This is a genomic window from Arthrobacter sp. YAF17 (assembly GCF_052113365.1).
Lineage (GTDB): Bacteria > Actinomycetota > Actinomycetes > Actinomycetales > Micrococcaceae > Arthrobacter.
Map to the genome: position 1 here is coordinate 46,695 of NZ_JBFRDB010000019.1, position 20,382 is coordinate 67,076.

The 20,382-nt window shown below is 66.8% G+C and carries 17 protein-coding genes and 1 tRNA gene; 6 read left to right on the plus strand and 12 right to left on the minus strand.

Annotated features, from left to right (window positions below; genetic code table 11):
* Positions 1–83 precede the first annotated feature (83 nt).
* A complete protein-coding gene (gene gndA / locus AB4Y67_RS15505) occupies positions 84–1,520 on the minus strand; it encodes an NADP-dependent phosphogluconate dehydrogenase (RefSeq protein ID WP_441406656.1) in 1,437 nt (478 codons plus the stop codon).
* Between the two features lie 239 nt (positions 1,521–1,759).
* Here gndA and AB4Y67_RS15510 point away from each other — a divergent pair, with 239 nt between their 5' ends.
* Positions 1,760–2,488: a FadR/GntR family transcriptional regulator gene (locus AB4Y67_RS15510; protein ID WP_441406657.1), complete on the plus strand. Its 729-nt coding sequence runs from the start codon at positions 1,760–1,762 to the stop codon at positions 2,486–2,488.
* Between the two features lie 36 nt (positions 2,489–2,524).
* Here AB4Y67_RS15510 and AB4Y67_RS15515 read toward each other — a convergent pair whose 3' ends face one another.
* Genes AB4Y67_RS15515 through AB4Y67_RS15525 form a run of 3 tightly spaced genes read right to left on the minus strand, consistent with a single transcriptional unit; the run spans position 2,525 to position 5,317 of the window.
* Positions 2,525–3,592: an L-idonate 5-dehydrogenase gene (locus AB4Y67_RS15515; RefSeq protein WP_441406658.1), complete on the minus strand. Its 1,068-nt coding sequence runs from the start codon at positions 3,590–3,592 to the stop codon at positions 2,525–2,527.
* Positions 3,592–4,362 (minus strand): SDR family oxidoreductase, encoded by a 771-nt coding sequence (locus tag AB4Y67_RS15520; protein WP_441406659.1) that lies wholly within the window; start codon positions 4,360–4,362, stop codon positions 3,592–3,594. Before AB4Y67_RS15520 ends, AB4Y67_RS15515 begins: the two co-directional genes overlap by 1 nt.
* A 13-nt stretch (positions 4,363–4,375) precedes the next feature.
* The gene (locus tag AB4Y67_RS15525; protein ID WP_441406660.1) at positions 4,376–5,317 is read right to left on the minus strand and encodes an NAD(P)-dependent oxidoreductase; all 942 of its coding nucleotides are present in this window, start codon (positions 5,315–5,317) and stop codon (positions 4,376–4,378) included.
* A gap of 75 nt (positions 5,318–5,392) precedes the next feature.
* Between AB4Y67_RS15525 and AB4Y67_RS15530 the strand changes: the two genes are divergently transcribed.
* Positions 5,393–6,457: a D-2-hydroxyacid dehydrogenase gene (locus tag AB4Y67_RS15530; RefSeq protein ID WP_441406661.1), complete on the plus strand. Its 1,065-nt coding sequence runs from the start codon at positions 5,393–5,395 to the stop codon at positions 6,455–6,457.
* A 208-nt stretch (positions 6,458–6,665) separates the two neighbouring features.
* On the opposite strand, the gene AB4Y67_RS15535 is transcribed toward AB4Y67_RS15530, so the two are convergent.
* The 8 genes from AB4Y67_RS15535 to AB4Y67_RS15570 all read right to left on the minus strand — a co-directional run bounded on the left by AB4Y67_RS15535 (position 6,666) and on the right by AB4Y67_RS15570 (position 13,572).
* A complete protein-coding gene (locus AB4Y67_RS15535) occupies positions 6,666–8,015 on the minus strand; it encodes an MFS transporter (RefSeq protein ID WP_441406662.1) in 1,350 nt (449 codons plus the stop codon).
* Between the two features lie 169 nt (positions 8,016–8,184).
* Positions 8,185–8,982: an IclR family transcriptional regulator gene (locus AB4Y67_RS15540; protein WP_441406663.1), complete on the minus strand. Its 798-nt coding sequence runs from the start codon at positions 8,980–8,982 to the stop codon at positions 8,185–8,187.
* A 143-nt stretch (positions 8,983–9,125) separates the two neighbouring features.
* Positions 9,126–9,956, minus strand: coding sequence for a fumarylacetoacetate hydrolase family protein (locus tag AB4Y67_RS15545; protein WP_441406664.1), 831 nt, complete (start codon positions 9,954–9,956; stop codon positions 9,126–9,128).
* A gap of 281 nt (positions 9,957–10,237) precedes the next feature.
* On the minus strand, positions 10,238–10,528 hold the full coding sequence (locus AB4Y67_RS15550; protein ID WP_441406665.1) for a hypothetical protein: 291 nt from the start codon (positions 10,526–10,528) through the stop codon (positions 10,238–10,240).
* A gap of 1,011 nt (positions 10,529–11,539) precedes the next feature.
* Positions 11,540–11,615 (minus strand) — tRNA-Val (locus AB4Y67_RS15555).
* 100 nt (positions 11,616–11,715) lie between these two features.
* A complete protein-coding gene (locus AB4Y67_RS15560; RefSeq protein WP_441406666.1) occupies positions 11,716–12,609 on the minus strand; it encodes an NAD-dependent protein deacetylase in 894 nt (297 codons plus the stop codon).
* 31 nt (positions 12,610–12,640) lie between these two features.
* The gene (locus AB4Y67_RS15565) at positions 12,641–13,156 is read right to left on the minus strand and encodes a peroxiredoxin (protein WP_441406667.1); all 516 of its coding nucleotides are present in this window, start codon (positions 13,154–13,156) and stop codon (positions 12,641–12,643) included.
* Positions 13,153–13,572 carry a DUF3052 domain-containing protein gene (locus tag AB4Y67_RS15570; protein WP_224046791.1) on the minus strand — a complete coding sequence of 140 codons (420 nt, stop codon included), beginning with the start codon at positions 13,570–13,572 and terminating at the stop codon, positions 13,153–13,155. Before AB4Y67_RS15570 ends, AB4Y67_RS15565 begins: the two co-directional genes overlap by 4 nt.
* 397 nt (positions 13,573–13,969) lie before the next feature.
* Between AB4Y67_RS15570 and aceE the strand changes: the two genes are divergently transcribed.
* The 4 genes from aceE to AB4Y67_RS15590 all read left to right on the plus strand — a co-directional run bounded on the left by aceE (position 13,970) and on the right by AB4Y67_RS15590 (position 20,276).
* Entirely contained in the window at positions 13,970–16,750 is a 2,781-nt protein-coding gene (gene aceE, locus AB4Y67_RS15575) for a pyruvate dehydrogenase (acetyl-transferring), homodimeric type (RefSeq protein WP_441406668.1), read from the plus strand.
* Between the two features lie 212 nt (positions 16,751–16,962).
* The gene (locus tag AB4Y67_RS15580) at positions 16,963–18,207 is read left to right on the plus strand and encodes a PucR family transcriptional regulator (protein WP_441406669.1); all 1,245 of its coding nucleotides are present in this window, start codon (positions 16,963–16,965) and stop codon (positions 18,205–18,207) included.
* A gap of 87 nt (positions 18,208–18,294) precedes the next feature.
* Positions 18,295–19,224 carry an ACP S-malonyltransferase gene (locus AB4Y67_RS15585; protein ID WP_441406670.1) on the plus strand — a complete coding sequence of 310 codons (930 nt, stop codon included), beginning with the start codon at positions 18,295–18,297 and terminating at the stop codon, positions 19,222–19,224.
* A complete protein-coding gene (locus tag AB4Y67_RS15590; protein ID WP_441406671.1) occupies positions 19,221–20,276 on the plus strand; it encodes a beta-ketoacyl-ACP synthase III in 1,056 nt (351 codons plus the stop codon). Before AB4Y67_RS15585 ends, AB4Y67_RS15590 begins: the two co-directional genes overlap by 4 nt.
* The last annotated feature ends 106 nt before the right edge of the window (positions 20,277–20,382 follow it).

A 20,382-nucleotide genomic window follows, 5' to 3' on the forward strand; every position in this document is an offset into this window, starting at 1 on the left:
TGTGGACGGGTTTCCTGGGGAAACGCGAACGGCCGGTGCTCCCAGAGTAACGGGAGCACCGGCCGTCGGTGTCGGTCGAGGGACTAGTGGGTGTCCACTGCCTCGATTTCAGACTTGTCCTCGCCCCAGAGGGTGTGGAAAGTTCCTTCGGCGTCGACGCGGCCGTAGGTGTGCGCGCCGAAGAGGTCGCGCTGGCCCTGGATCACCGCGGCGGGGAGGCGCTTGCGGCGCATGCCGTCGTAGTAGGCCAGGGACGAGGAGAACACCGGCACCGGGATGCCGAGCTGCACGGCCGTCGAGACCACGCGGCGCCAGGCCGGGAGGACGTCCGCGATTGCCTTGGTGAACGCCGGAGCGAAGAGCAGGTTGGCCGGCTTCTCCTCCGCGGCGTAGGCTTTGGTGATTTCCTTGAGCAGCTCGGCGCGGATGATGCAGCCGCCGCGCCACAGCGACGCGATCTCGTCCAGCTTCAGGTCCCAGCCGTATTCCTTGGCCGCGGACGTGAGCATGTCCAGTCCCTGGGCGTAGGAGACCAGCTTGGAGGCGTAGAGCGCCTGGCGGACGTCCTCGACAAAGCTCTCGGGGACCTCGACGGCGGCCTCGCCGCCAGCCAGCAGTTCCTGGGCCAGCACACGCTGCTCCGCCTGCGAGGACAGGGCGCGGGCGAAGACGGATTCGGCAATGCCCGACGTCGGGGAGCCCAGCTCGAGCGCGGAGATGACCGTCCAGCGGCCGGTGCCCTTCTGGCCGGCGGCGTCCACGACGACGTCGACGAACGGCTTGCCGGTCTTGGCGTCCACGTGGCCGAGGACCTCGGCGGAGATTTCGATGAGGAAGGAGGCGAGCTCGCCCTTGTTCCACTCTTCGAAGATCTTTGCCTGGTCCGCCGGTTCGATGCCCGCGCCGGAGCGCAGCAGGTCGAAGGCTTCACCGATGACCTGCATGTCGGCGTATTCGATGCCGTTGTGGACCATCTTGACGAAGTGGCCGGCGCCGTCGGTGCCGATCCAGGCGCAGCAGGGCTTGCCGTCGACGTGGGCGGCGATCTTTTCCAGCAGCGGCCCGAGGGCGTCGTAGGACTCCTTGGAGCCGCCGGGCATGATCGAGGGGCCGTTGAGGGCGCCTTCCTCACCGCCGGAGACGCCGATGCCGACGAAGTGCAGGTCCTTCTTGGCGAGCGCGGCTTCGCGGCGGCGGGTGTCCTCATAGTGGGAGTTGCCGGCGTCGATGATGATGTCGCCCGGTTCCAGGAGCGGCTCGAGCTGCTCGATCACGGAGTCGACCGGCTTGCCGGCCTTGACCATGATCAGCACGCGGCGCGGCTTTTCCAGCGAGTCGACGAGCTCCTGCAGGGTTTCTGTGCGGACAAAGTCGCCGTCCTGGCCGTGCTTCGCCAGCAGGGCGTCGGTCTTCTCGACGGACCGGTTGTGCAGGGCAACGGTGAAGCCRTTCCGGGCCAGGTTGCGGGCGAGGTTTGCCCCCATCACCGCAAGGCCGGTGACACCGATGTGTGCTGACATCAAAACTCCAATTCATTCTGTGCAACGAGTGCAGTTCGTCCCGCGCGTGGGGCGGAACTTTTCTTCTTGGGATCAGTGGCTGTCAATAAACCATATGTATTTCCGCGGGCCGCTGGAAAGCAGTGCCCACGTGGCGGAATATGGCGCGTCACAAACAGTCTATGATTTCCGGCGCCCTGCACGCCGGTCGGGGACGAAACGGCGGCCGGATCGGCACCCGCACCACTATGCTTACCACTATGTCAACCAGCCTCCACCACCGTGCGATTGAGCACCTGGGCACCCGCATTGTGGCGGGCGATCTCCCGGCCGGCCACATCATGCTGGCCGAGCACCTCGAAGCCGAACTCCAGGTTTCCCGTTCGGTGGTCCGGGAGGCGGTGCGTGTCCTGCAGTCGCTCGGCCTGGTCGAAACGACCAAACGTGTGGGCATCCGGGTGTTGCCGGCCAACCGGTGGAATCCCTTCGATCCCCAGGTCATCCGGTGGCGCCTCGCCGGCGAGGGCCGCGGCGCGCAGCTGCGCTCCCTCGCCGAGCTGCGCACCGCCGTCGAGCCCGTGGCCGCCGAACTGGCCGCCGCCAACGCCCCGGAGGAGATCCGCCGCGAGCTGGTGGACGTCTCGCACGCGATGCGCGACGCCGGCCGGGCCGGGGATGTGCCGAAGTTCCTGGAGCTGGACATCCACTTCCACTCCCTGCTGCTGACCGGTTCCGGGAACGAAATGTTCGCCAACCTGGTGGGCCAGGTGGCCGAGACACTGACCGGGCGAACCGTGCACGGCCTGATGCCGGACCACCCGCGCGACACGGCGCTGCAGTGGCACGTGGACGTGGCGGAGGCGATTGCCGCCGGGAACCCGGCGGCGGCCCGCGAGGCCTCGGAGCGGATCATGCGGGAGACCATTTCGGACATGGAACCTGAGTGGAAGGACCAGCCGAGGGTGTTCGTCGCGGTCCCGCGGCCCTAGCCGTCCTGCCCCGCCGCCGTGGCGCCCCTGCCATGCTCACTCCCCTGCATCCGGGCTGAAGTCCAGCAGCACCTTTCCCGATGCCGCCGCGTTCCTGGCCACCTCGAAGGCTTCCAGTCCGCTGCCGAGCGGGAAGGTGTGGGTGACCACCGGATCCACCAGCAGCGATCCGTCGGCGAGCGCATTGATGACGTCGTCAATTTCGTCGTTGAAGCGAAAGGACCCCAGCAGCTCCAGCTCGCGGGTGATGGCCAGCGAGATCAGGACGGGCTGCGGCCCTGAGGGCAGGAGCCCCACCATCACCACTTTGCCGCCGCGGACGGCACCCTTGACCGCGGAGGCCAGGCCGTGGTGGCTGCCCGAGGATTCAATGACAACGTCGGCCCCGACGGCCGCAATAGCCTCCGCATCGTCGCCCTTGAGGACCTCGTCCGCGCCCACGGCGCGGGCAATTTCCAGCGGGCGTTCGTGCATGTCCACGGCCACGATCCGCCGCGCCCCCGCACGCTTGAGGACAGCCACGGCCAGCGCGCCGATGGGCCCGCTGCCGATCACGAGGGCCGTCTTTCCCGCCACGTCTCCCGCACGGGAGACAGCGTGCCAGGCCACGGCCGCAGGTTCCGCCAGCGCGGCTGTCCTGAGGTCCAGCCCTGCCGGCAGGGGACGGAGCATCCGGGCGGGCAGGACGGCGTACCGGCTGAAGGCACCGTCGGTATGCGGGAACCGCGCCGCACTGCCGAGGTAGGTGCAGCCCGGCGAAAGGTTCGGACGGTCTTGCGGATACGGGGCGGACCCCGGCCCCGGTGTGGCGGGATGCACGGCGACACGCGTGCCGGCCGCGGGCCCCGAGCCGTCTCCGGCTGCCACGAGGACCGTTCCCACGATCTCGTGGCCCAGGATCATCGGCGCCTTGAGGACCGATTCCCCCGCGGCTCCGTGCAGCCAGTAGTGCAGGTCCGAGCCGCAGATACCGCCGAAGGCGACTTCGACGACTGCCTCATCGGGCGCCGGCGCGGGGACGGGAACGTCCTCGATCCGGAGATCACCCGCCGCGTGGGCCACCACTGCGGCCGCCATGGCCGGAAGTTCCGCTACGCCGCCCATCAGACCACCACTGTCATTCCGCCGTCGATGAAGATGGTCTGGCCGTTGACGAAATTCGAGCCGTCGGACGCGAGCCAGACCGCCGGGCCGGCGAGGTCCTGCACGGTCCCCCAGCGATGCGCCGGAGTGCGGCCCAGGATCCAGGTATTGAACTGCTCGTCGTCCACGAGGTTCTGGGTCATTTCGGTGTGGATGTAGCCGGGTGCGATGCCGTTGATCTGCAGGCCGGACCCCGCCCACTCGGCCGTCATGGCCCGGGTCAGGTTGCGCAGTCCGCCCTTGGCCGCGATGTAGGGGGCGATCGTGGGCCGGGCGAGGTCCGTCTGGACGGAGCAGATGTTGATGATTTTTCCCCGGCCGCGCGGAATCATGTGCCGCGCCGCCTCCCGGCCAACGAGGAAGGCGCTGGTCAGGTCGGTGGAGATCACCCGCTCCCAGTCGGCGACATCCAGCTCCAGCATGGGGACCCGGTGCTGGATGCCTGCGTTGTTGACCAGGATTTCGAGCGGTCCGACGTTCTCTTCCACCCACGCGACGCCCCGGGCAGCCTCGGTGTCGCTGGTGACGTCGAAGGCGCAGCTGGAGATCCGCCCCGGCGGGTAGTCCGCGGCCATGGCGGTTTCCGCGGCTTTCAGCCGTTCGGGGTTGATCCCGTTGAGCACCACCGTGGCGCCGGCGTCGGCCAGCGCCCGGGCCAGCGCGTTGCCGATCCCCCGGCTGGAGCCGGTGACCAGTGCGGTCCGGCCTGTCAGGTCAAAAAGTCCGCTCATGGTTCGCTGATCCTCACTTGGTGTTGACGGTTGTGGTGACTGTCGTGCCGCTTCTGGCGGCGTCGCTGAGATTCGCGACGGCCTGCCGGACGACGGCAAGGTCCCGGTCCCCCAGCCCCTGGCGTTTCAGTTCCGCGTAGAGTTCGACGCCGGCCTCCGCCATCGGCACGGCGGCACCGGCGGCACCGGCGCTCTCGATCACGAAGGACAGGTCCTTGTGCATGAATTTTGCCGGTCCGGTGGGCTCGTAGTCCTTCGCGGCGAGCCGGGGGCCCACGATGTCCAGGACCCTGCTGCCGGCCAGGCCGCCCGCGAGCACGTCGTAGAGGGCAGTGACGTCCATGCCCGAGCGTTCGGCGAGTTCCGCTGCCTCGGCGAGCGCCGCCGTCGTGGTCCCCACGATGAGCTGGTTGCACGCCTTGGCAAGCGATCCGGACCCGAGCGGCCCTAGCCGCCGCACGGTGCTGCCCATGGCGCTGAAGAGCGGCAGGAGCCGCTGGAAGTCAGTTTCGCTGGCGCCCGCCATGATGGCCAGGGTCCCCTCCAGTGCCCCTTGGGTGCCACCGCTGACGGGAGCGTCGACGACGACGGCGTTYCCGCCGCTTGCCCGGGCCACCCGCGCSCCGAATTCCTTSACCGCSGCCGGCGAGACRCTGCTCATGACMASMACGGCGGTTCCGGCTGCGGGCGGGTTTACGGACCAGCTGGCCAGGAGCCCCGCGGCGGCGTCTTCGATGTAGGGCAGATCCGGGAGCATAAAGATGATGACCGGGGCGTCGCGGAGCTCTTCCACCTCTGCCACGCGGTCGCCGCCGAGGGTTTCGATTCCTTCCAGCGCCGCCGGCGAACGGTTCCAGGCGCTGACAGCCCAACCCGCTTTGAGGAGGTTTGCCGCCATCGGCGCCCCCATCAGGCCCAGACCCACAAAGCCGGCTTCCTTCCGGTCCCTATCCATGCTGCCTCACTTCGTCGTGGTTAGTCTGTAGTGGCCCTCTTTGAAATCTGTTCAATATCCTAGCCTCCATTCAGTATGATGAACACCATGACGACTAAAACCACCGTCGCGATCGCCGTCCCGCTCGAAGCAGAGCTGGTGGAGCGCATCCGCGCAGTAGATCCCTCCGTTACCGTCCTCTACGAACCGGAACTGTTGCCTCCGGAGCGCTTTCCCGCAGACCACTCGGGCGATCCGGACTTCCGCCGGACACCTGAGCAGGAGGAGCGCTACTGGGACATGCTCAACCAGGCCCAGGTGCTGTACGGCTTCCCCAACGAGAGCCCCGCGGGTCTCGCAAGGATCGCCGGCAGCAATGCCCACCTGGAGTGGATCCACGCCATGGCGGCAGGAGCCGGCGGTGCCGTGAAGGCATCGGGGCTCGACGCCGGGACGCTGCAGAAGTTCAAGGTGACCACCTCCGCCGGCGTGCACGCCCTGCCGCTCGCCGAGTTCGCCGCCCTCGGCATCCTCAACGGCTTCAAGCGCAGCGCGGAACTGGCTCTGGACCAGGCGGCAAGGAACTGGCCCGAGCTGCGCACCCCCACGCGGCTGGTCAACGGCTCCCACCTCGTGGTCACCGGGCTCGGGGAGATCGGCCTGGAGACTGCCCGGATCGCCCGCGCACTCGGCATGACCGTCAGCGGCACCAAGCGGACGGTCGAGCCCCTCGAAGGCATCCAGGACGTCACGGACAACGACGGCCTCGCCGGCCTGCTGGGCGCCGCGGACGCCGTCGTCAACACCCTTCCCGGCACGCCGTCCACCGAAAAGCTCTTCAGCCGCGAAGTCTTTGCGGCCATGAAGCCCGGCACGGTCTTCGTGAACGTGGGGCGCGGCACCGTTGTGGACGAGGAGGCGCTGCTGGAGGCGCTTGGGAACGGCCAGGTGTCCTACGCGTGCCTGGACGTGTTTGCCGTGGAGCCGCTTCCGCAGGACAGCCCGCTGTGGAACCACCCCCAGGTGATGGTGTCCCCGCACACCTCGGCCCTCAGCGCCGCCGAGAACCGGCTGATCGCCGAACGGTTCTGCAGCAATCTGCGGACCTACCTCGACGGCGGCGAACTCCCCCACGTGGTGGACACGGTTCACTTTTACTAGATCCAGACCTCGGCCGGGTTTCTGCGGTCCTGGTTGCACGCCCAGGGGCGGCCCTCCCAACAACGGACGGCCGCCCCTTTTGTGTCGGTTCGTGTTGGGTCGATGCGCGCTGTGTCGAGCCCGGCGACGCAAAACGCGAAGCCGCGCCCCCTTCCTGAGCGGAAGGGGGCGCGGCCGGCCCGGCTGACCGGGCAGCAAACGCGAGGGCTTAGCTGGCGTCCTCCGTGAGGAGGAGGTCGCGCCCCACGGTCTCGGGGGTGAAGAAGGTGGTGACGAACGAGATGAGGGCAAGTACCAGGGAGTAGATGGCGAGCACCAGCCAGGAGTGATCGGTGACAGCCAGGAGGGCCGCGCCAACCAATGGCACCAGCCCGCCGGCCATCACGGCAGAGAGTTCGCGACTCATGGCCACGCCGGTGAACCGGTACCGCGAACCGAAGAGTTCGGGCAGGAGCGGGCACTGCGGGCCGAGCATGGACTGGACACCCAGGGCAATGCCCACCACCATAACGATCCACACGAGCGTGACGTTGCCCAGGGTCACCAGGTAGAACGCCGGCAGCGCGATGATGGCCTGGAACAGCGCGCCGTAGCGGTAGACCGGAACCCGGCCGAACCTATCCGACAGCGCACCGAAGGTCACGACCATCACGGCGGCGAAGCCGGCGGCAATGAGCAGGCCGACGGGTCCGATGAACTTGTCGCCGGGGAAGATTCCGTCTTTGGACGCCAGGAAGGCGATAAGCAGGGCGGAGTAGATGGAGGAGTTCCCGTTCTCGCCCATCCGCAGGCCGATCCCGATCAGGGTGTTCTTCTTGGAGTGCTTCCACAGCTGTCCGATGGGGTTCTTGGCCACGTTCTTGTGCTTCTCAAGTTCCTGGAAGACGGGTGTTTCCTTCAGCCGCAGCCGGATGAAGATGGCTACCGCAATCAGGAGCACGCTGGACAGGAACGGCACTCGCCAGAGCCAGCCCTCCAGGGTGGCCTTGTCCGCCATGGCGATCAGGGCAAAGGTACCGGCGCCGAGCAGTGTGCCCAGCTGGATGCCGACGAACGGGAGCGCAGCGAAGAAGCCCCGACGGCGGCGGGGTGCGACTTCGGAGATCAGCGTGGTGGCCCCCGCCTGCTCCGCGCCGGCGCCCAGGCCCTGGAAGATGCGCAGGGTGACCAGGAGCACGGCCCCCACCATTCCCGCCTGTTCAAAGGTCGGCAGCAGGCCAATGGCGAAGCTGGCCGTCCCCATCAGGCCGATAGTGAGGATGAGGACCATCTTGCGGCCGAACCTGTCGCCGATGTAGCCGAAGATCATTCCGCCAAAGGGCCGGGCCGCGAAACCGACGCCATACGTGGCGAACGACGCGATTAGTGCGCCGTCGTCGCCGAGCGGCTTGAAGAAGAGCGGCCCGAAGATCAGGGCCGAGGCCAGGCCGTAGATGTAGAAGTCGTAGTACTCCAGGGCCGAGCCCACGGAGCTGGCAAGAGTCGCCCGTCGCAGCTGATCTGGATCGACGACGGCGCCGTCGGCTTCAGCAAGCGGTGTATTGGTACTGGTTGTCACAAGCACTCCCTCAAGAACACTCCAGACCCCCGTTGGCCTGGTGGGATATGAACAACCCTCGAAGAGGATGATCACCATGTTGAACAGCGTACAACATGGTGATCACCTAGCCAATGTGTAATCCGATATATTTTTCGGGGACGCCACCGCGCGGGGGTTGGCGCCGGCGTTAGCCCATGGGGTTGCCCAGGGACCGGGCCAGTTCCTTGAGTTCTTTGACCATCAGGGCGCCCTGTTCGTCCGAGTAGGTGGCCTTCAGCGCTGTGACCGACAGGCCCAGGCTGGGCCCGTGCGCACCGCGGGTCGGGACGGAAACGGCCAGGCAGACGACACCCGTGGTGGACTCCTCGTCCTCGAAGGCATAGCCCTGTTCCCGAATGACCTCGAGCTGGGCCTTGAGTTCGGCGCCGGTCCGCAGCGACTTGGGGGTCAGCACCGGAAGTTCGGCGTCGTCCGGGAACATCTCGGCAATATCGTGGTCATGCAGCCGTGCCAGCAGCGCCTTGCCGACGGCGCAGAGGGAAACCGGCATCTTGTCGCCGATGTTGGACGTCAGGCGCACGGCGGGATGGCCCTCATAGCGGGCCAGGTAGATGACGTTGGTTCCGTCCAGCATGGCGATGCGGACTGTTTCGCCGGAAAGCGTCGGAGCCTGCTCACAGAAACGGTAGAACTCCTGGACCTCGTCAAGGCGGCTGAGGTAGGCCGCGCCGAGCTCGACCAATTTGCGCCCCAGGGTGAACTCCGCACCCTGGCGGTTGATGAGCCGGGCCTCTTCAAGGGCAAGCAGGAGGTTCGATGTGGAGGATTTCGGAATTCCCAACTCCCGCGCGAGGTCACTCAGCGTGAGCCGTCCGGTCGCAGACGCAGCCAGGGCCTCCAACACGGCGGCGGCGCGGGTGACCGCCGGAGCCGGCGAGGCACTTCCCAGTCCATCAGAGGTTCGGGGAGCTCGGGAATCGGCCATGATTCTCCTTCAGGTATCGCGTGTGTGTCGCAGGCGCCGTTCGAACGGCTGTTCATTCAGCTGAACAGTAACCATCATAATGTCTGGAGTCGCCAATCTCCCACAGCGGCCTGCCCCGAGCGCAGGTTGTTGCCGGCCCGGAGTCAGCCGAYGGCCACAACGGGGTTCGTGAGCTCCCCGATTCCTTCGACGCGGCAGGTGACAGTGTCGCCGGGGTGGATGCGTGCACACTCGGCAGGGAAGCCCGTGAGCACCAAATCGCCGGGGTGAAGCGTCATGAACGACGTCAGGTAAACCAGGATTTCCGCCACGCCCCAGCCCAGATCGGCCGAGCTCGCCGCCTTGAGCTCCGTGCCGTTGTGGGTGATCCCGATGGCCAAGTTGGCGCCGTCAAGCCCCGTAACGATCCACGGCCCTGCCGGAGTGAACGTGTCCTGGCTCTTGGCGCTGATCCAGAGATCGTCCGTCTTCTGCAGGTCCCTGGCCGAGACGTCGTTTCCGATCGTGAACCCCAGGACCGCCGTCAGTGCGTTGTCCAGCGTCAGTCCGCGGGCCCTGCTCCCGACGACTACCGTGAGTTCAGCCTCCGGGTCAACATGGCCCACGTCTGGACCCAGTTCTATGGCGTCTCCCGGCCCCACCACACTGGTTGCTGCCTTGTGGAAGGCCTGGGGAGGCAAAGCCCGGCCCGCAGGCCCGGTGTTGTGGGCCATGCCCAGGACATTGGCCGGGGCGCTTGGCGCCAGGAAGGTGAACGTGCTTTCGTCGGCCGTGTCGCCGTTTTCCCACCCCGTGCGGGGGGAACTACCGGCGTTCGCCAAGGAACCGGGGAACGGCGAGTCCACAACTGTCCACACCCGGCCTGCTTCACTGTCGAAGGCCGGGGCATCGTTGGCGACGAAGAAGTGCTCGGCGTCAGAGACGGGGGCAAGGGGGCGGACCCGGGCGATTCGGCGGGCACTCGTGTCGTTCATGAAAACATCCTAGGTGGCGGCCACGGACCGGCACGGAATGTGTCGGTGCGGGCGCCGTCCGCCCCGGCCCCAGGCCCGGGCCGGGCCGTCGAATGTCCGTCAATTACGCCATCGAATGGTCATTTCGGCGCGTCGGAATCAGCCCCGCCTGTTTCACATTTCCCAGTGTTCACGGTATATTCATATCAAGCCTTCCACCGCGGCATCCCCCAATAGTCGCGGTGGAAGGCTTTTCCAATGCCTGCGTAAATGCCCGGCGTTTCAGACCCGCCGTCCCCCTGCTACGCCGCGTCCGCTATGGCCTCCCGGAGCCGCCAGCCGCCACCCAGTCCGTCACGGATGATTTCCATCGTGGTGAGGGCGGAACCCGAGTTGCGGCCCAGCCTCGCCTGGACCTGCCAGACCTCGACGTCGACGCGGCTCAGCCCCTTGGGCATCCGCCGCTCCGCCTCCCACCAACTGACCCGCTCGAACCAGCGGACCGGCTCCGCGCCGACAATCCATTCGCGGCCGCCGCGGACCACCGCCTGGGGCCTGCCATCCGGGCCCGATTTCACCATGACGTGTTCCATGCCAGCCACGGTAGGCCGGGGCACCGACAATATCCGCGGCGCAGTCCGCCGCGCACAAATAGCCCCGCCGTGCGGCCTTCAGGCATGCACTGACGGGGTTCCATGGCAAAACTCTTTGGGGGCACGGGCCGAAGGGTAAGTGGCTGGCACCTCCCGGCAGGCTGGCTCCAGTTCATGGGGGGACACAGGAGCCAGCCTCGGGGAATCGGCACATCGCTGGGATGCACCGTGTGGGACTGTCAGCGAATGACATTGCCACGTCCGAGGTAAAGGTATGGGCGGGACCTTTACTATTCCTTGGAGATATGGCGTCGTTCCTGCCGGCCTGAAACGAAGGGGGCAGAAGAGGCGCCGCTCGCCGCCGTGATTAACAGCCGTTTGTGCCTTACGTCACTGCCACGCGAACGACTTTCTTCACCGATCGGTTTCGCGCCACTCCGATGGTTATAATCGATCTGCCTCCCGCTGGGGGCGCTGTGGATTCAATACTTTGGAGGCTGATGTGGACGAGAGTTTGGCGCGTGTTTGGGTTGCTTCCGCAGACAGTGAGTCCGCGGACTTTGCAGCGGATCAAGCGCGAATGGACCTACACGATGCAATGACCGAGGCCCTGGATGGCGGCGCCGATCCGCAGAGTGTCTGGGCCGCTTCCAATGCCACTGACTCTGACATGATGCGCGACCAACAAGATGCGGATCTGCCCGAGTTGGCATAGTTGAGAGGCGTCGGCGGTCGCAGCCGGGATACGACCGCTGACGCCTTGAAGCCGTCCTGGTCCCTGCCTGGTTTTAGAACTTAATGATTTCCGTCATGGGCTAATAATAATGCTCCGGTCTTCAAAGCCCGAGGCGGTTTCAGGGCGGTTTGGTTCCTGCAGGCCATGTGTGGCGGCTGTAACTTTACGGATGACACCGAAATAGTGCGGACGAACTCTGCGGAACCCGACACGCCCGAGACCACGCAAAAGCCCCGCTGTTCCGGGGATTTCCAGAACAACGGGGCTGCGTAACTTGGTGGGTCCTACCGGGATCGAACCGATGACATCCACGGTGTAAACGTGGCGCTCTACCAGCTGAGCTAAAGACCCAAACCGCTGTTTTCACGCTTCCGCGCTTCAACCAACGAACAGTTACTGTACCGGATGAACCCGGCGGAACGCCAATCGGGCCAAGGCTCCCCCGCCCCGTTCACAGCGGGGGCAGTTCGGCGGCGAGCCACGTGAGCGCCTCGCTGACGCCGGCGTCGAGCTTGACGGTGGCAAGCCCGTCCCCGCGGGTCTGGCCACGGTTGATGATGACCACGGGCTTTCCGTGTTTGGCGGCGTGCCGGGCAAACCGCAGGCCGCTCATGACCGTCAGCGAGGAGCCTGCCACCAGGAGGGCACCTGCCTCATCCACCATGGCGTAGGAGCGCTCCACCCGGTCCTTGGGGACGTTTTCTCCGAAGTAGACGAAATCTGGCTTCAGCGTTCCGCCGCAGGCCGGGCACTGGGCCACGACAAAACTCTCAATCAGGGCGGCGTCCTCGACCGTGGCGTCGGCGTCGGGGGCCATTTCAACCACCCCGGCGGCGAGGGCACGTTCCAGGAAACCCGGATTGAGTTCCTCCAGCACGCCCGCCAGCAGCTTCCGGCTGTAGCGGCGGTGGCAGGAGAGGCAGACCACCTGGTCGAACCGGCCGTGGAGGTCCACCACGTTGACGCTCCCGGCGTCCTCGTGGAGCCGGTCCACGTTCTGGGTGATGAGGCCGGTGAGCAGCCCGCGGTTCTCCAGCCGGGCGACGGCGGCGTGGCCCTCATTGGGGTCGGCCCGGCGAAGGTGGGACCAGCCGATGTGGTTGCGGGCCCAGTAGCGGCGCCGGTTGTCCGCGGCGCCGATGAATTCCTGGTAGGTCATCGGCGCCCGGGGCGCGGCACCCGGTCCGCGGTAGTCCGGAATGCCGGAATCAGTGCTCAGCCCGGCACCGGTCAGCAGCGCAAAGCGTTCTCCCGCGAGAATGCCGTGGATATCCTGCAGGACCTCAAGTTCGCCACGGGCGGGCTCGCCGGCGGCGACCGGGGGCAGGCTGGCGAACCCCGTCATTCCGATCCCGGGCCGCCTCGTCCTCACCGCGTCAATTCCCGCCGAGTCCCGCCAGGGCGGCGCGGTACTCGGTGAAGTCCCGGGCCTGGCCGCGGGGATTCACCACGACGTAACGCACGGTTCCGCCGGCGTCGATGATGAACGTTCCCCGCTTCGCCATCCCGCTTTCGGCGTCGAACACGCCGTATTGCCGGGCGACGGCGCCATGCGGCCAGAAGTCCGCCAGCAGGTCGAAGGAGTAGCCTTCCTTCTCCGCGTAGGCCCTCTGGGCGAATTTGCTGTCCACCGAGATCCCCAGCACGGCGGCGTCGGCATCCTCGAGCAGCGCCAGGTTGTCCCGGATTTCGCACAACTCCCCCGTGCAGATGCCGGAAAAAGCGAACGGGAAGAACACCAGTACGACGTTCCGGCCCCGGAGTTCCGAGAGCGTCACGGGTTCGCCGAACTGGTTCACCAATTCGAAGTCGGGAGCGGCCTCGCCGACGGCGGGCACAGCCGGCGCCTCAAGCAGCGGATCCCCGATGACGCCGGCGCCCGTTTGGGTCACTTGTTCTTCCGCGTGACCAGACGGGTGGCGCTCCAGTCCTTGGAGACGCCCGCGGAGGTGGTGTAGTGCAGGCCGGCCGTAGGCGCAGCGTCCTGGATGTCAGCCGGCGAAACGTAGCCAACCCGGCCGGACTTGGGGGTCAGCACCCACACAACGCCGCCCTCGGTCAGGGTGGTGCGCGAGCCGACCAGGGTGTCAACGAGGTCGCCGTCGTCGGACCGCCACCAAAGAATCACGGCGTCGACGACTTCGTGGTCGTCCTCATCGAAGAGTTCCGAGCCGGTGAGATCTTCGATATCGTCGCGCAAGTCGAAGTCGACGTCATCGTCATAACCGAATTCCTGGATCAGGTCTCCGGTTTTGAAACCCAGTTTTTCCGCCACATTTACCGAAGTGGCGGCGTCGGCCTCGCTCACGTGTTGCTCCTATGCTTGGTGTTTTCAACAGCTCTAGTGATTTCCATTACTCCAAGCCAACACCCTTTGCGCCTGCGCTTCAAGCTGTTGGCCCCGCGATCCGCCATATTCTGCGTCACACACGGCGATACAAGCACCGCCTGGCGGCACTTCGTCACACAACCAGTATGCCGGTCAAATACGACGGTGCACCCACACGACAGCTACGCATCCCCGAGCTGTCAGAGCTAGAGTGGCTGATGACGACTACGCCCGCGAGGGCGAATGCCCCGCCGACGCAGGCGGGAATAGTTGTGATTGGACCTTGCCCGGCGCACATGACCGGGCAGTTGTAACCGATATGTCGCACACGTCGCGTTCACGCCAGGCAGTTACCCTGCCGGAGCTGAGGGTGCCGATGAATGCGCTCAAAGAGAGGTTGGACGTGGCTGCAGGAGAAGAGACCTCCCATATCCTCAGCGGGTTGACTAACCAGCTGCCTGATCGTGATCCGGAAGAGACCGCCGAATGGCTGGAGTCCCTGGATACCCTGATTCAGGAACAGGGCACCGAGCGTGCCCAGTACATAATGCGCAGCCTGCTCCAGCGGGCCGGCGCGCAGAGCGTTGGTGTGCCGATGGTCACCACCACGGACTACGTCAACACGATCCCGGTGGACCAGGAAGCGGAGTTCCCGGGCGACGAGGAAATCGAGCGTAAGTACCGGGCATGGCTGCGGTGGAACGCCGCCGTCATGGTGCACCGGGCGCAGCGGGCGGACATCGGCGTCGGCGGGCACATCTCCACCTACGCCGGAGCAGCGACCCTCTATGAGGTCGGGTTCAACCACTTCTTCCGCGGCAAGGACCACCCCGGCGGCGGAGACCAGGTCTTCTTCCAGGGCCACGCCTCCCCCGGCATGTACGCCCGCGCCTTCATGGAAGGCCGCCTGACCGAGGAGGACATGGACGGGTTCCGGCAGGAAAAGTCCAAGGAAGGCCACGCCCTCTCTTCCTACCCGCACCCGCGCCTTATGCCGGAGTTCTGGGAATTCCCCACGGTCTCGATGGGCATCGGCCCCATGAACGCGATCTACCAGGCCCAGTCCAACAGGTACTTGGCCAACCGCGGCATCAAGGACACGACCGACCAGCAGGTGTGGGCGTTCCTGGGCGACGGCGAAATGGACGAGCCCGAGTCCCGCGGCCTGCTCCAGCTCGCCGCGAACGACAAGCTCGACAACCTGAACTTCGTGATCAACTGCAACCTCCAGCGCCTCGACGGGCCGGTCCGGGGCAACGGCAAGATCATGCAGGAACTCGAAGCGTTCTTCCGCGGCGCGGGCTGGAACGTCATCAAGGTCGTCTGGGGCCGGGAGTGGGATGACCTCCTGGCCAAGGACGAGGACGGCTCGCTCGTGAAGATCATGAACGAGACCGTCGACGGCGACTACCAGACGTACAAGGCCGAGTCCGGCGCGTTCGTCCGCGAGCACTTCTTCGGGCAGACCCCGCAGACCAAGGAAATGGTCCAGGACCTCACCGACGACCAGATCTGGAACCTCAAGCGCGGCGGCCACGACTACAACAAGGTCTACGCCGCGTACAAGGCCGCGACCGAGTTCAAGGGCAAGCCCACGGTCATCCTGGCGCACACGGTCAAGGGCTACGGCCTGGGCACCCACTTCGAGGGCCGCAACGCGACCCACCAGATGAAGAAGCTCACGCTCGCGGACCTGAAGGCCTTCCGCGACCACCTGCGCATCCCGATCACGGACGACCAGCTCGAAGCGGACCTCTACCGGCCCCCGTACTACCACCCCGGCCCGGATGCCCCTGAGATCAAGTACCTCATGGAACGCCGCCGCGCCCTGGGCGGCTTCGTCCCCGAACGCCGCTCCAAGCACACCGACGTCACCCTCCCGGAGGACAAGGTCTACGAAGTCGCCAACCGCGGCTCCGGCAAGCAGCTGGCCGCCACCACCATGGCCTTCGTGCGGCTCCTCAAGGACCTCATGCGGGACAAGGAGTTCGGCAACAGGATCGTCCCGATCATCCCGGACGAGGCACGCACGTTCGGCATGGATGCGTTCTTCCCGACGGCGAAGATCTACAACCCGAACGGCCAGAACTACCTGTCTGTGGACCGCGAGCTCGTCCTGGCGTACAAGGAGTCCATCTCCGGCCAGATCGTGCACGCCGGCATCAACGAGGCCGGTTCGGTGGCGGCCTTCACGGCCGCTGGCACGTCCTACGCCACGCACGGCGAACCGCTGATCCCGATTTACGTCTTCTACTCGATGTTCGGTTTCCAGCGCACGGGTGACTCCTTCTGGGCTGCAGCGGACCAGATGACCCGCGGGTTCATCATCGGCGCCACCGCCGGCCGCACCACCCTGACCGGTGAGGGCCTGCAGCACGCCGACGGCCACTCCCCGATCCTGGCCGCGACCAACCCGGCAGTGGTCACCTACGACCCCGCCTATGGCTATGAGATCGGCGTCATCATGCGCGACGGCCTCAACCGCATGTATGGTCCGGGCCCGGCGGACAACGACCCGTCGCGGAACGTGATGTACTACATCACCGTCTACAACGAGCCGATTTCGCAGCCCGCCGCACCGGCGGAAATCGACGTCGAGGGCATCATCAAGGGCATCTACCTGCTGGCGCCGGCCAAGATTGACGGCCCGCGCACGCAGATCCTCGCCTCCGGCGTGTCCGTCCCCTGGGCCCTCGAAGCCCAGCGGGTGCTCGCCGAGGACTGGGGCGTCTCCGCCGATGTCTGGTCCGTGACGTCCTGGAGCGAACTGCGCCGCGACGCCATGGCCGCCGAGGAAGAAGCCTTCCTGAACCCGGGCCAGCCCGCCCGCGTGCCGTTCGTGACCGAGCAGCTCGCCGGCGCGACCGGTCCGATCGTGGCGGTCACCGACTACATGAAGGCCGTGCCGGACCAGATCCGCCAGTTCCTCCCGAACGAGTTCGCCTCGCTCGGGGCCGACGGCTTCGGCTTCTCGGACACCCGTGCCGCTGCGCGCCGCTTCTTCAAGAACGACATCCACTCCGTGGTTGTCCGTTCCCTGCAGATGCTCGCCCGCCGTGGCGAGGTGGATGCCCAGGCTCCGGCCCAGGCCATCGAGAAGTACCGCCTACACAACGTCAACGCCGGCACCACCGGCAACGCGGGCGGCGACTCCTAAGTCCAGTCCAGCCCGTATGACGGCGGTCCCCACCGGAAGGCGGGGGCCGCCGTCGTCGTTTTAGTCCCGGCTGCCGGCCGGTACGCATACCGGTCCGGCCGGCCGACGGCGTTCGGATCCGGCGCTGTGACCCAGCACTGTGACCCAGCACTCCGTGCCTTGTAGCCTTTGCACAAATGGAGCTTGGACGGCAGGCACCGTATGCTCGATGCATGTCCGAGCCGATCACCACTCCCGCAAAAAGCAAGCCCTCCTCACGGGCCATGCCCCCGGAGAAGGTCGAGACCCTCAAAAAGCTTCGGGCGAGCGTCGGCCAGCTCTCCACAACGACACTGCGCCAGCTGGAAAAATCCCTGCCGTGGTACAGCCGGCTGAACTCCGATGAACGCTCGGCCCTGGGCATGGTGGCCCAGAACGGAATCGCCGCCTTCGTCACCTGGTACGAGCGCCCCAGCTCCCCCTCGTGGATCCTGTCCGACGTTTTCGGCACCGCGCCCACCGAACTCACCCGCTCCATCAGCCTGCAGAAAGCCCTCCAGCTGATCCGGATCGTCGTGGAAGTGGTCGAGGACCAAGTGCCCGTAATCGCCCCGGAGGCGGACCAGGGCGCACTGCGGGAAGCGGTGCTGCGGTACTCCCGCGAGGTTGCCTTCGCCGCCGCCGATGTCTACGCCCGCGCCGCCGAATCCCGCGGATCGTGGGATACCCGGCTGGAAGCCCTCATCGTGGACGCCATCCTGCGCGGCGAAAACACCGATGCCCTGCGGTCCCGGATCGCCGCGCTGGGCTGGAAGGCACAGGAGCGGTTCACCGTGATGGTGGGCAATTCCCCGTCCGAACCGAGCGCCAGCTACGTCAGCGAACTGCGCCGCACCGCCGGGCGTTTCGCCGAAGACGCCCTCGTCGGAATCCAGGGCGACCGGCTCATCCTCATCCTCGGTGGGGTCCACGACCGCGAGACCGCCTACCTGAAGCTCGCCGAACTCTTCGCTCCGGGGCCGGTGGTCTACGGCGCCGAAGCGGGTTCCCTGCTGGAGGCCAGCGGCTCGGCCCAGTCCGCGTTCGCGGGGCTGACCGCTGCCCGTGCGTGGCCCGCCGCGCCGCGCCCCGTGGCGGCGGACGACCTCCTGCCGGAGCGCGTGATCTCCGGGGACGACGCCGCCCGGCGCTCCCTGGTCAAGAACATCTACCGGCCTCTGCTGGCTGCGTCCAACGGCCTGGTGGAGACCCTCGGCACCTACCTCGAACTGGGCCATTCGCTGGAGGCCACGGCCCGTGAACTCTTCGTACACGCCAACACCGTGCGGTACCGGCTCAAACGCGTCTGTGACGTCACGGGCTGGGATCCGCTGTTGCCGCGGGAGGCCTTTGTGCTCCAGACAGCCCTCGTCGTGGGCCGGCTTGCGGCCCCTCCGAAGCCCGCGACCGAACGGCAGCCGTCGCGTAACAACCCCTGATCAGTTGTAGACTTCCTACAAAGTGACCCGATGAGCTTGGTGCATGAATGCACCGATAATCACGCCGTAGTTTGGAAAGCTGGATACGTGCTTGCAATCGTCTGCCCTGGACAGGGCTCCCAGACCCCTGGTTTTCTGGCCCCCTGGCTGGAACTGCCGCCCGTCGCAGGCCAACTGGCCTCCCTCAGCGAAATCGCAGGTATCGATCTCACCGCCCACGGCACCACCTCGGACGAAGAGACCATCAAGAACACCGCCGTTGCGCAGCCCCTGATCGTCGCCGCCGGGCTGGTGGCCGCGAAGTCCCTGTTCGACGTCGAACTCGGCACCCTGCCGGTGATCCTCGCCGGCCACTCCGTCGGCGAAATCACGGCGTCCGCCCTGGCCGGCGTGCTGACTGAAACCGAAGCCATGACGTTCGTCCGCGAACGCGCCAACGGCATGGCAGCCGCCGCTGCCGCAACTCCCACCGGCATGAGCGCCGTGGTGGGCGGCGACCCGGCCGAGGTCCTGGCCGCGATCGAGGCCTGCGGCGCCACGGCCGCCAACGTCAACGGCGCCGGCCAGACCGTCGCCGCCGGAACGCTGGACCAGCTCAAGGCCCTCGCCGAGAACCCGCCGGCCAAGGCCCGGGTCATCCCGCTGAAGGTCGCCGGCGCATTCCACACCTCGCACATGTCCCCCGCGGTCGCCGCGCTGCAGGCCCTCCGGCCCACGCTGCACCCGCGGAACCCGCAGGTCCCGCTGCTCTCCAACTTCGACGGCGCCGAAGTCACCGACGGTGCCGCCGCCGTCGAAAGCCTGATCGCCCAGGTGTCCCGCCCGGTCCGCTGGGACCTCTGCATGGAAACCCTCGTGAAGCGCGGCGTGACCGGCGTGATTGAACTGGCACCCGCCGGGACGCTTGCCGGACTCGCCAAGCGCGGCATGCCGGGGGTAAGGACCGTCACCGTCAAGACCCCGGACGATCTGTCCGCTGCCCTGGCCCTATTCGCAGAACTGGAAGGACAGGCATGAGCGTTCCCACCTTGAAGCAGGCGCCCCTGCAGGAGAACACCCGCATCATGGGCGTCGGCGCTTACCGGCCCGACGTGATCGTCACCAACGATGACGTCTGCCAGTGGATCGATTCCTCCGACGAGTGGATCCGCCAGCGCACCGGCATCATCACCCGGCACCGCGCCCCCGCCGACGTCAGCGTGATCGACATGGCCGAGGGCGCCGCCCGCGAGGCCTTGCAGAAGGCCGGCATCGAGGCTTCCCAGCTCGGCGCCGTCATCGTCTCGACCGTGACCCACCCGTACGCGACGCCGTCCGCCGCGGCTAGCCTCGCCGACCGCCTGGGCGCAACGCCGGCCCCCGCGTTCGATATCTCCGCCGCGTGCGCCGGCTACTGCTACGGCATCGCCCAGGCCGACGCGCTGGTCCGCTCCGGCACGGCCGACTACGTCCTGGTGGTCGGTGCGGAGAAGCTCTCCGACGTCATCGACAACACCGAGCGCACCATCTCCTTCCTCCTCGGCGACGGCGCCGGCGCCGTGGTGATCGGCCCCTCCGACACCCCGGGCATCGGCCCGTCGGTGTGGGGCTCGGACGGCAGCAAGTGGGACGCGATCGGCATGACCCACTCCATGCTGGACCTCCGCGAGCTCGCCACGGCCGGCAAGCAGGGCGCCGCGCTGAGCGCCGGAGAAGCCACCGACGTGGCCTCCTGGCCGACGCTCCGCCAGGACGGCCAGACGGTCTTCCGCTGGGCAGTCTGGGAGATGGCCAAGGTGGCCCAGCAGGCCCTCGACGCCGCCGGCATCACCTCCGACGACCTCGCGGCCTTCATCCCGCACCAGGCGAACATGCGCATCATCGACGAGATGGCCAAGAAGCTAAAACTCCCGGAGAACGTCATCATCGCGCGGGACATCGCCGACGCCGGCAACACCTCCGCCGCCTCCATCCCCCTGGCCACCCACCGCCTGCTGCTGGAAAACCCGCAGCTCAGCGGCGGGCTGGCACTGCAGATCGGCTTCGGTGCCGGGCTGGTCTTCGGTGCCCAAGTGATCGTGCTTCCGTAGGCGTTCCCGCTTTCCGTTTTCCCCGTCTTTCCCCGTCTTCAAATCACACAGCAAGCCGAAGCCTCGGTTTGAATCATTACCGCCCGTGGGCTGCCGGCACACCGGC

What these genes read in the sequence shown, in the direction of transcription:
- AB4Y67_RS15590 (WP_441406671.1), top strand. Translation starts at nt 19,221, where the DNA reads ATGAGCGTTCCCACCTTGAAGCAGGCGCCCCTGCAGGAGAACACCCGC.
- AB4Y67_RS15580 (WP_441406669.1), top strand. Translation starts at nt 16,963, where the DNA reads ATGTCCGAGCCGATCACCACTCCCGCAAAAAGCAAGCCCTCCTCACGG.
- AB4Y67_RS15530 (WP_441406661.1), top strand. Translation starts at nt 5,393, where the DNA reads ATGATGAACACCATGACGACTAAAACCACCGTCGCGATCGCCGTCCCG.
- AB4Y67_RS15560 (WP_441406666.1), bottom strand. Translation starts at nt 12,609, where the DNA reads ATGACGGGGTTCGCCAGCCTGCCCCCGGTCGCCGCCGGCGAGCCCGCC.
- AB4Y67_RS15540 (WP_441406663.1), bottom strand. Translation starts at nt 8,982, where the DNA reads ATGGCCGATTCCCGAGCTCCCCGAACCTCTGATGGACTGGGAAGTGCC.
- AB4Y67_RS15515 (WP_441406658.1), bottom strand. Translation starts at nt 3,592, where the DNA reads ATGGGCGGCGTAGCGGAACTTCCGGCCATGGCGGCCGCAGTGGTGGCC.
- aceE (WP_441406668.1), top strand. Translation starts at nt 13,970, where the DNA reads ATGAATGCGCTCAAAGAGAGGTTGGACGTGGCTGCAGGAGAAGAGACC.
- AB4Y67_RS15520 (WP_441406659.1), bottom strand. Translation starts at nt 4,362, where the DNA reads ATGAGCGGACTTTTTGACCTGACAGGCCGGACCGCACTGGTCACCGGC.
- AB4Y67_RS15550 (WP_441406665.1), bottom strand. Translation starts at nt 10,528, where the DNA reads ATGGAACACGTCATGGTGAAATCGGGCCCGGATGGCAGGCCCCAGGCG.
- AB4Y67_RS15510 (WP_441406657.1), top strand. Translation starts at nt 1,760, where the DNA reads ATGTCAACCAGCCTCCACCACCGTGCGATTGAGCACCTGGGCACCCGC.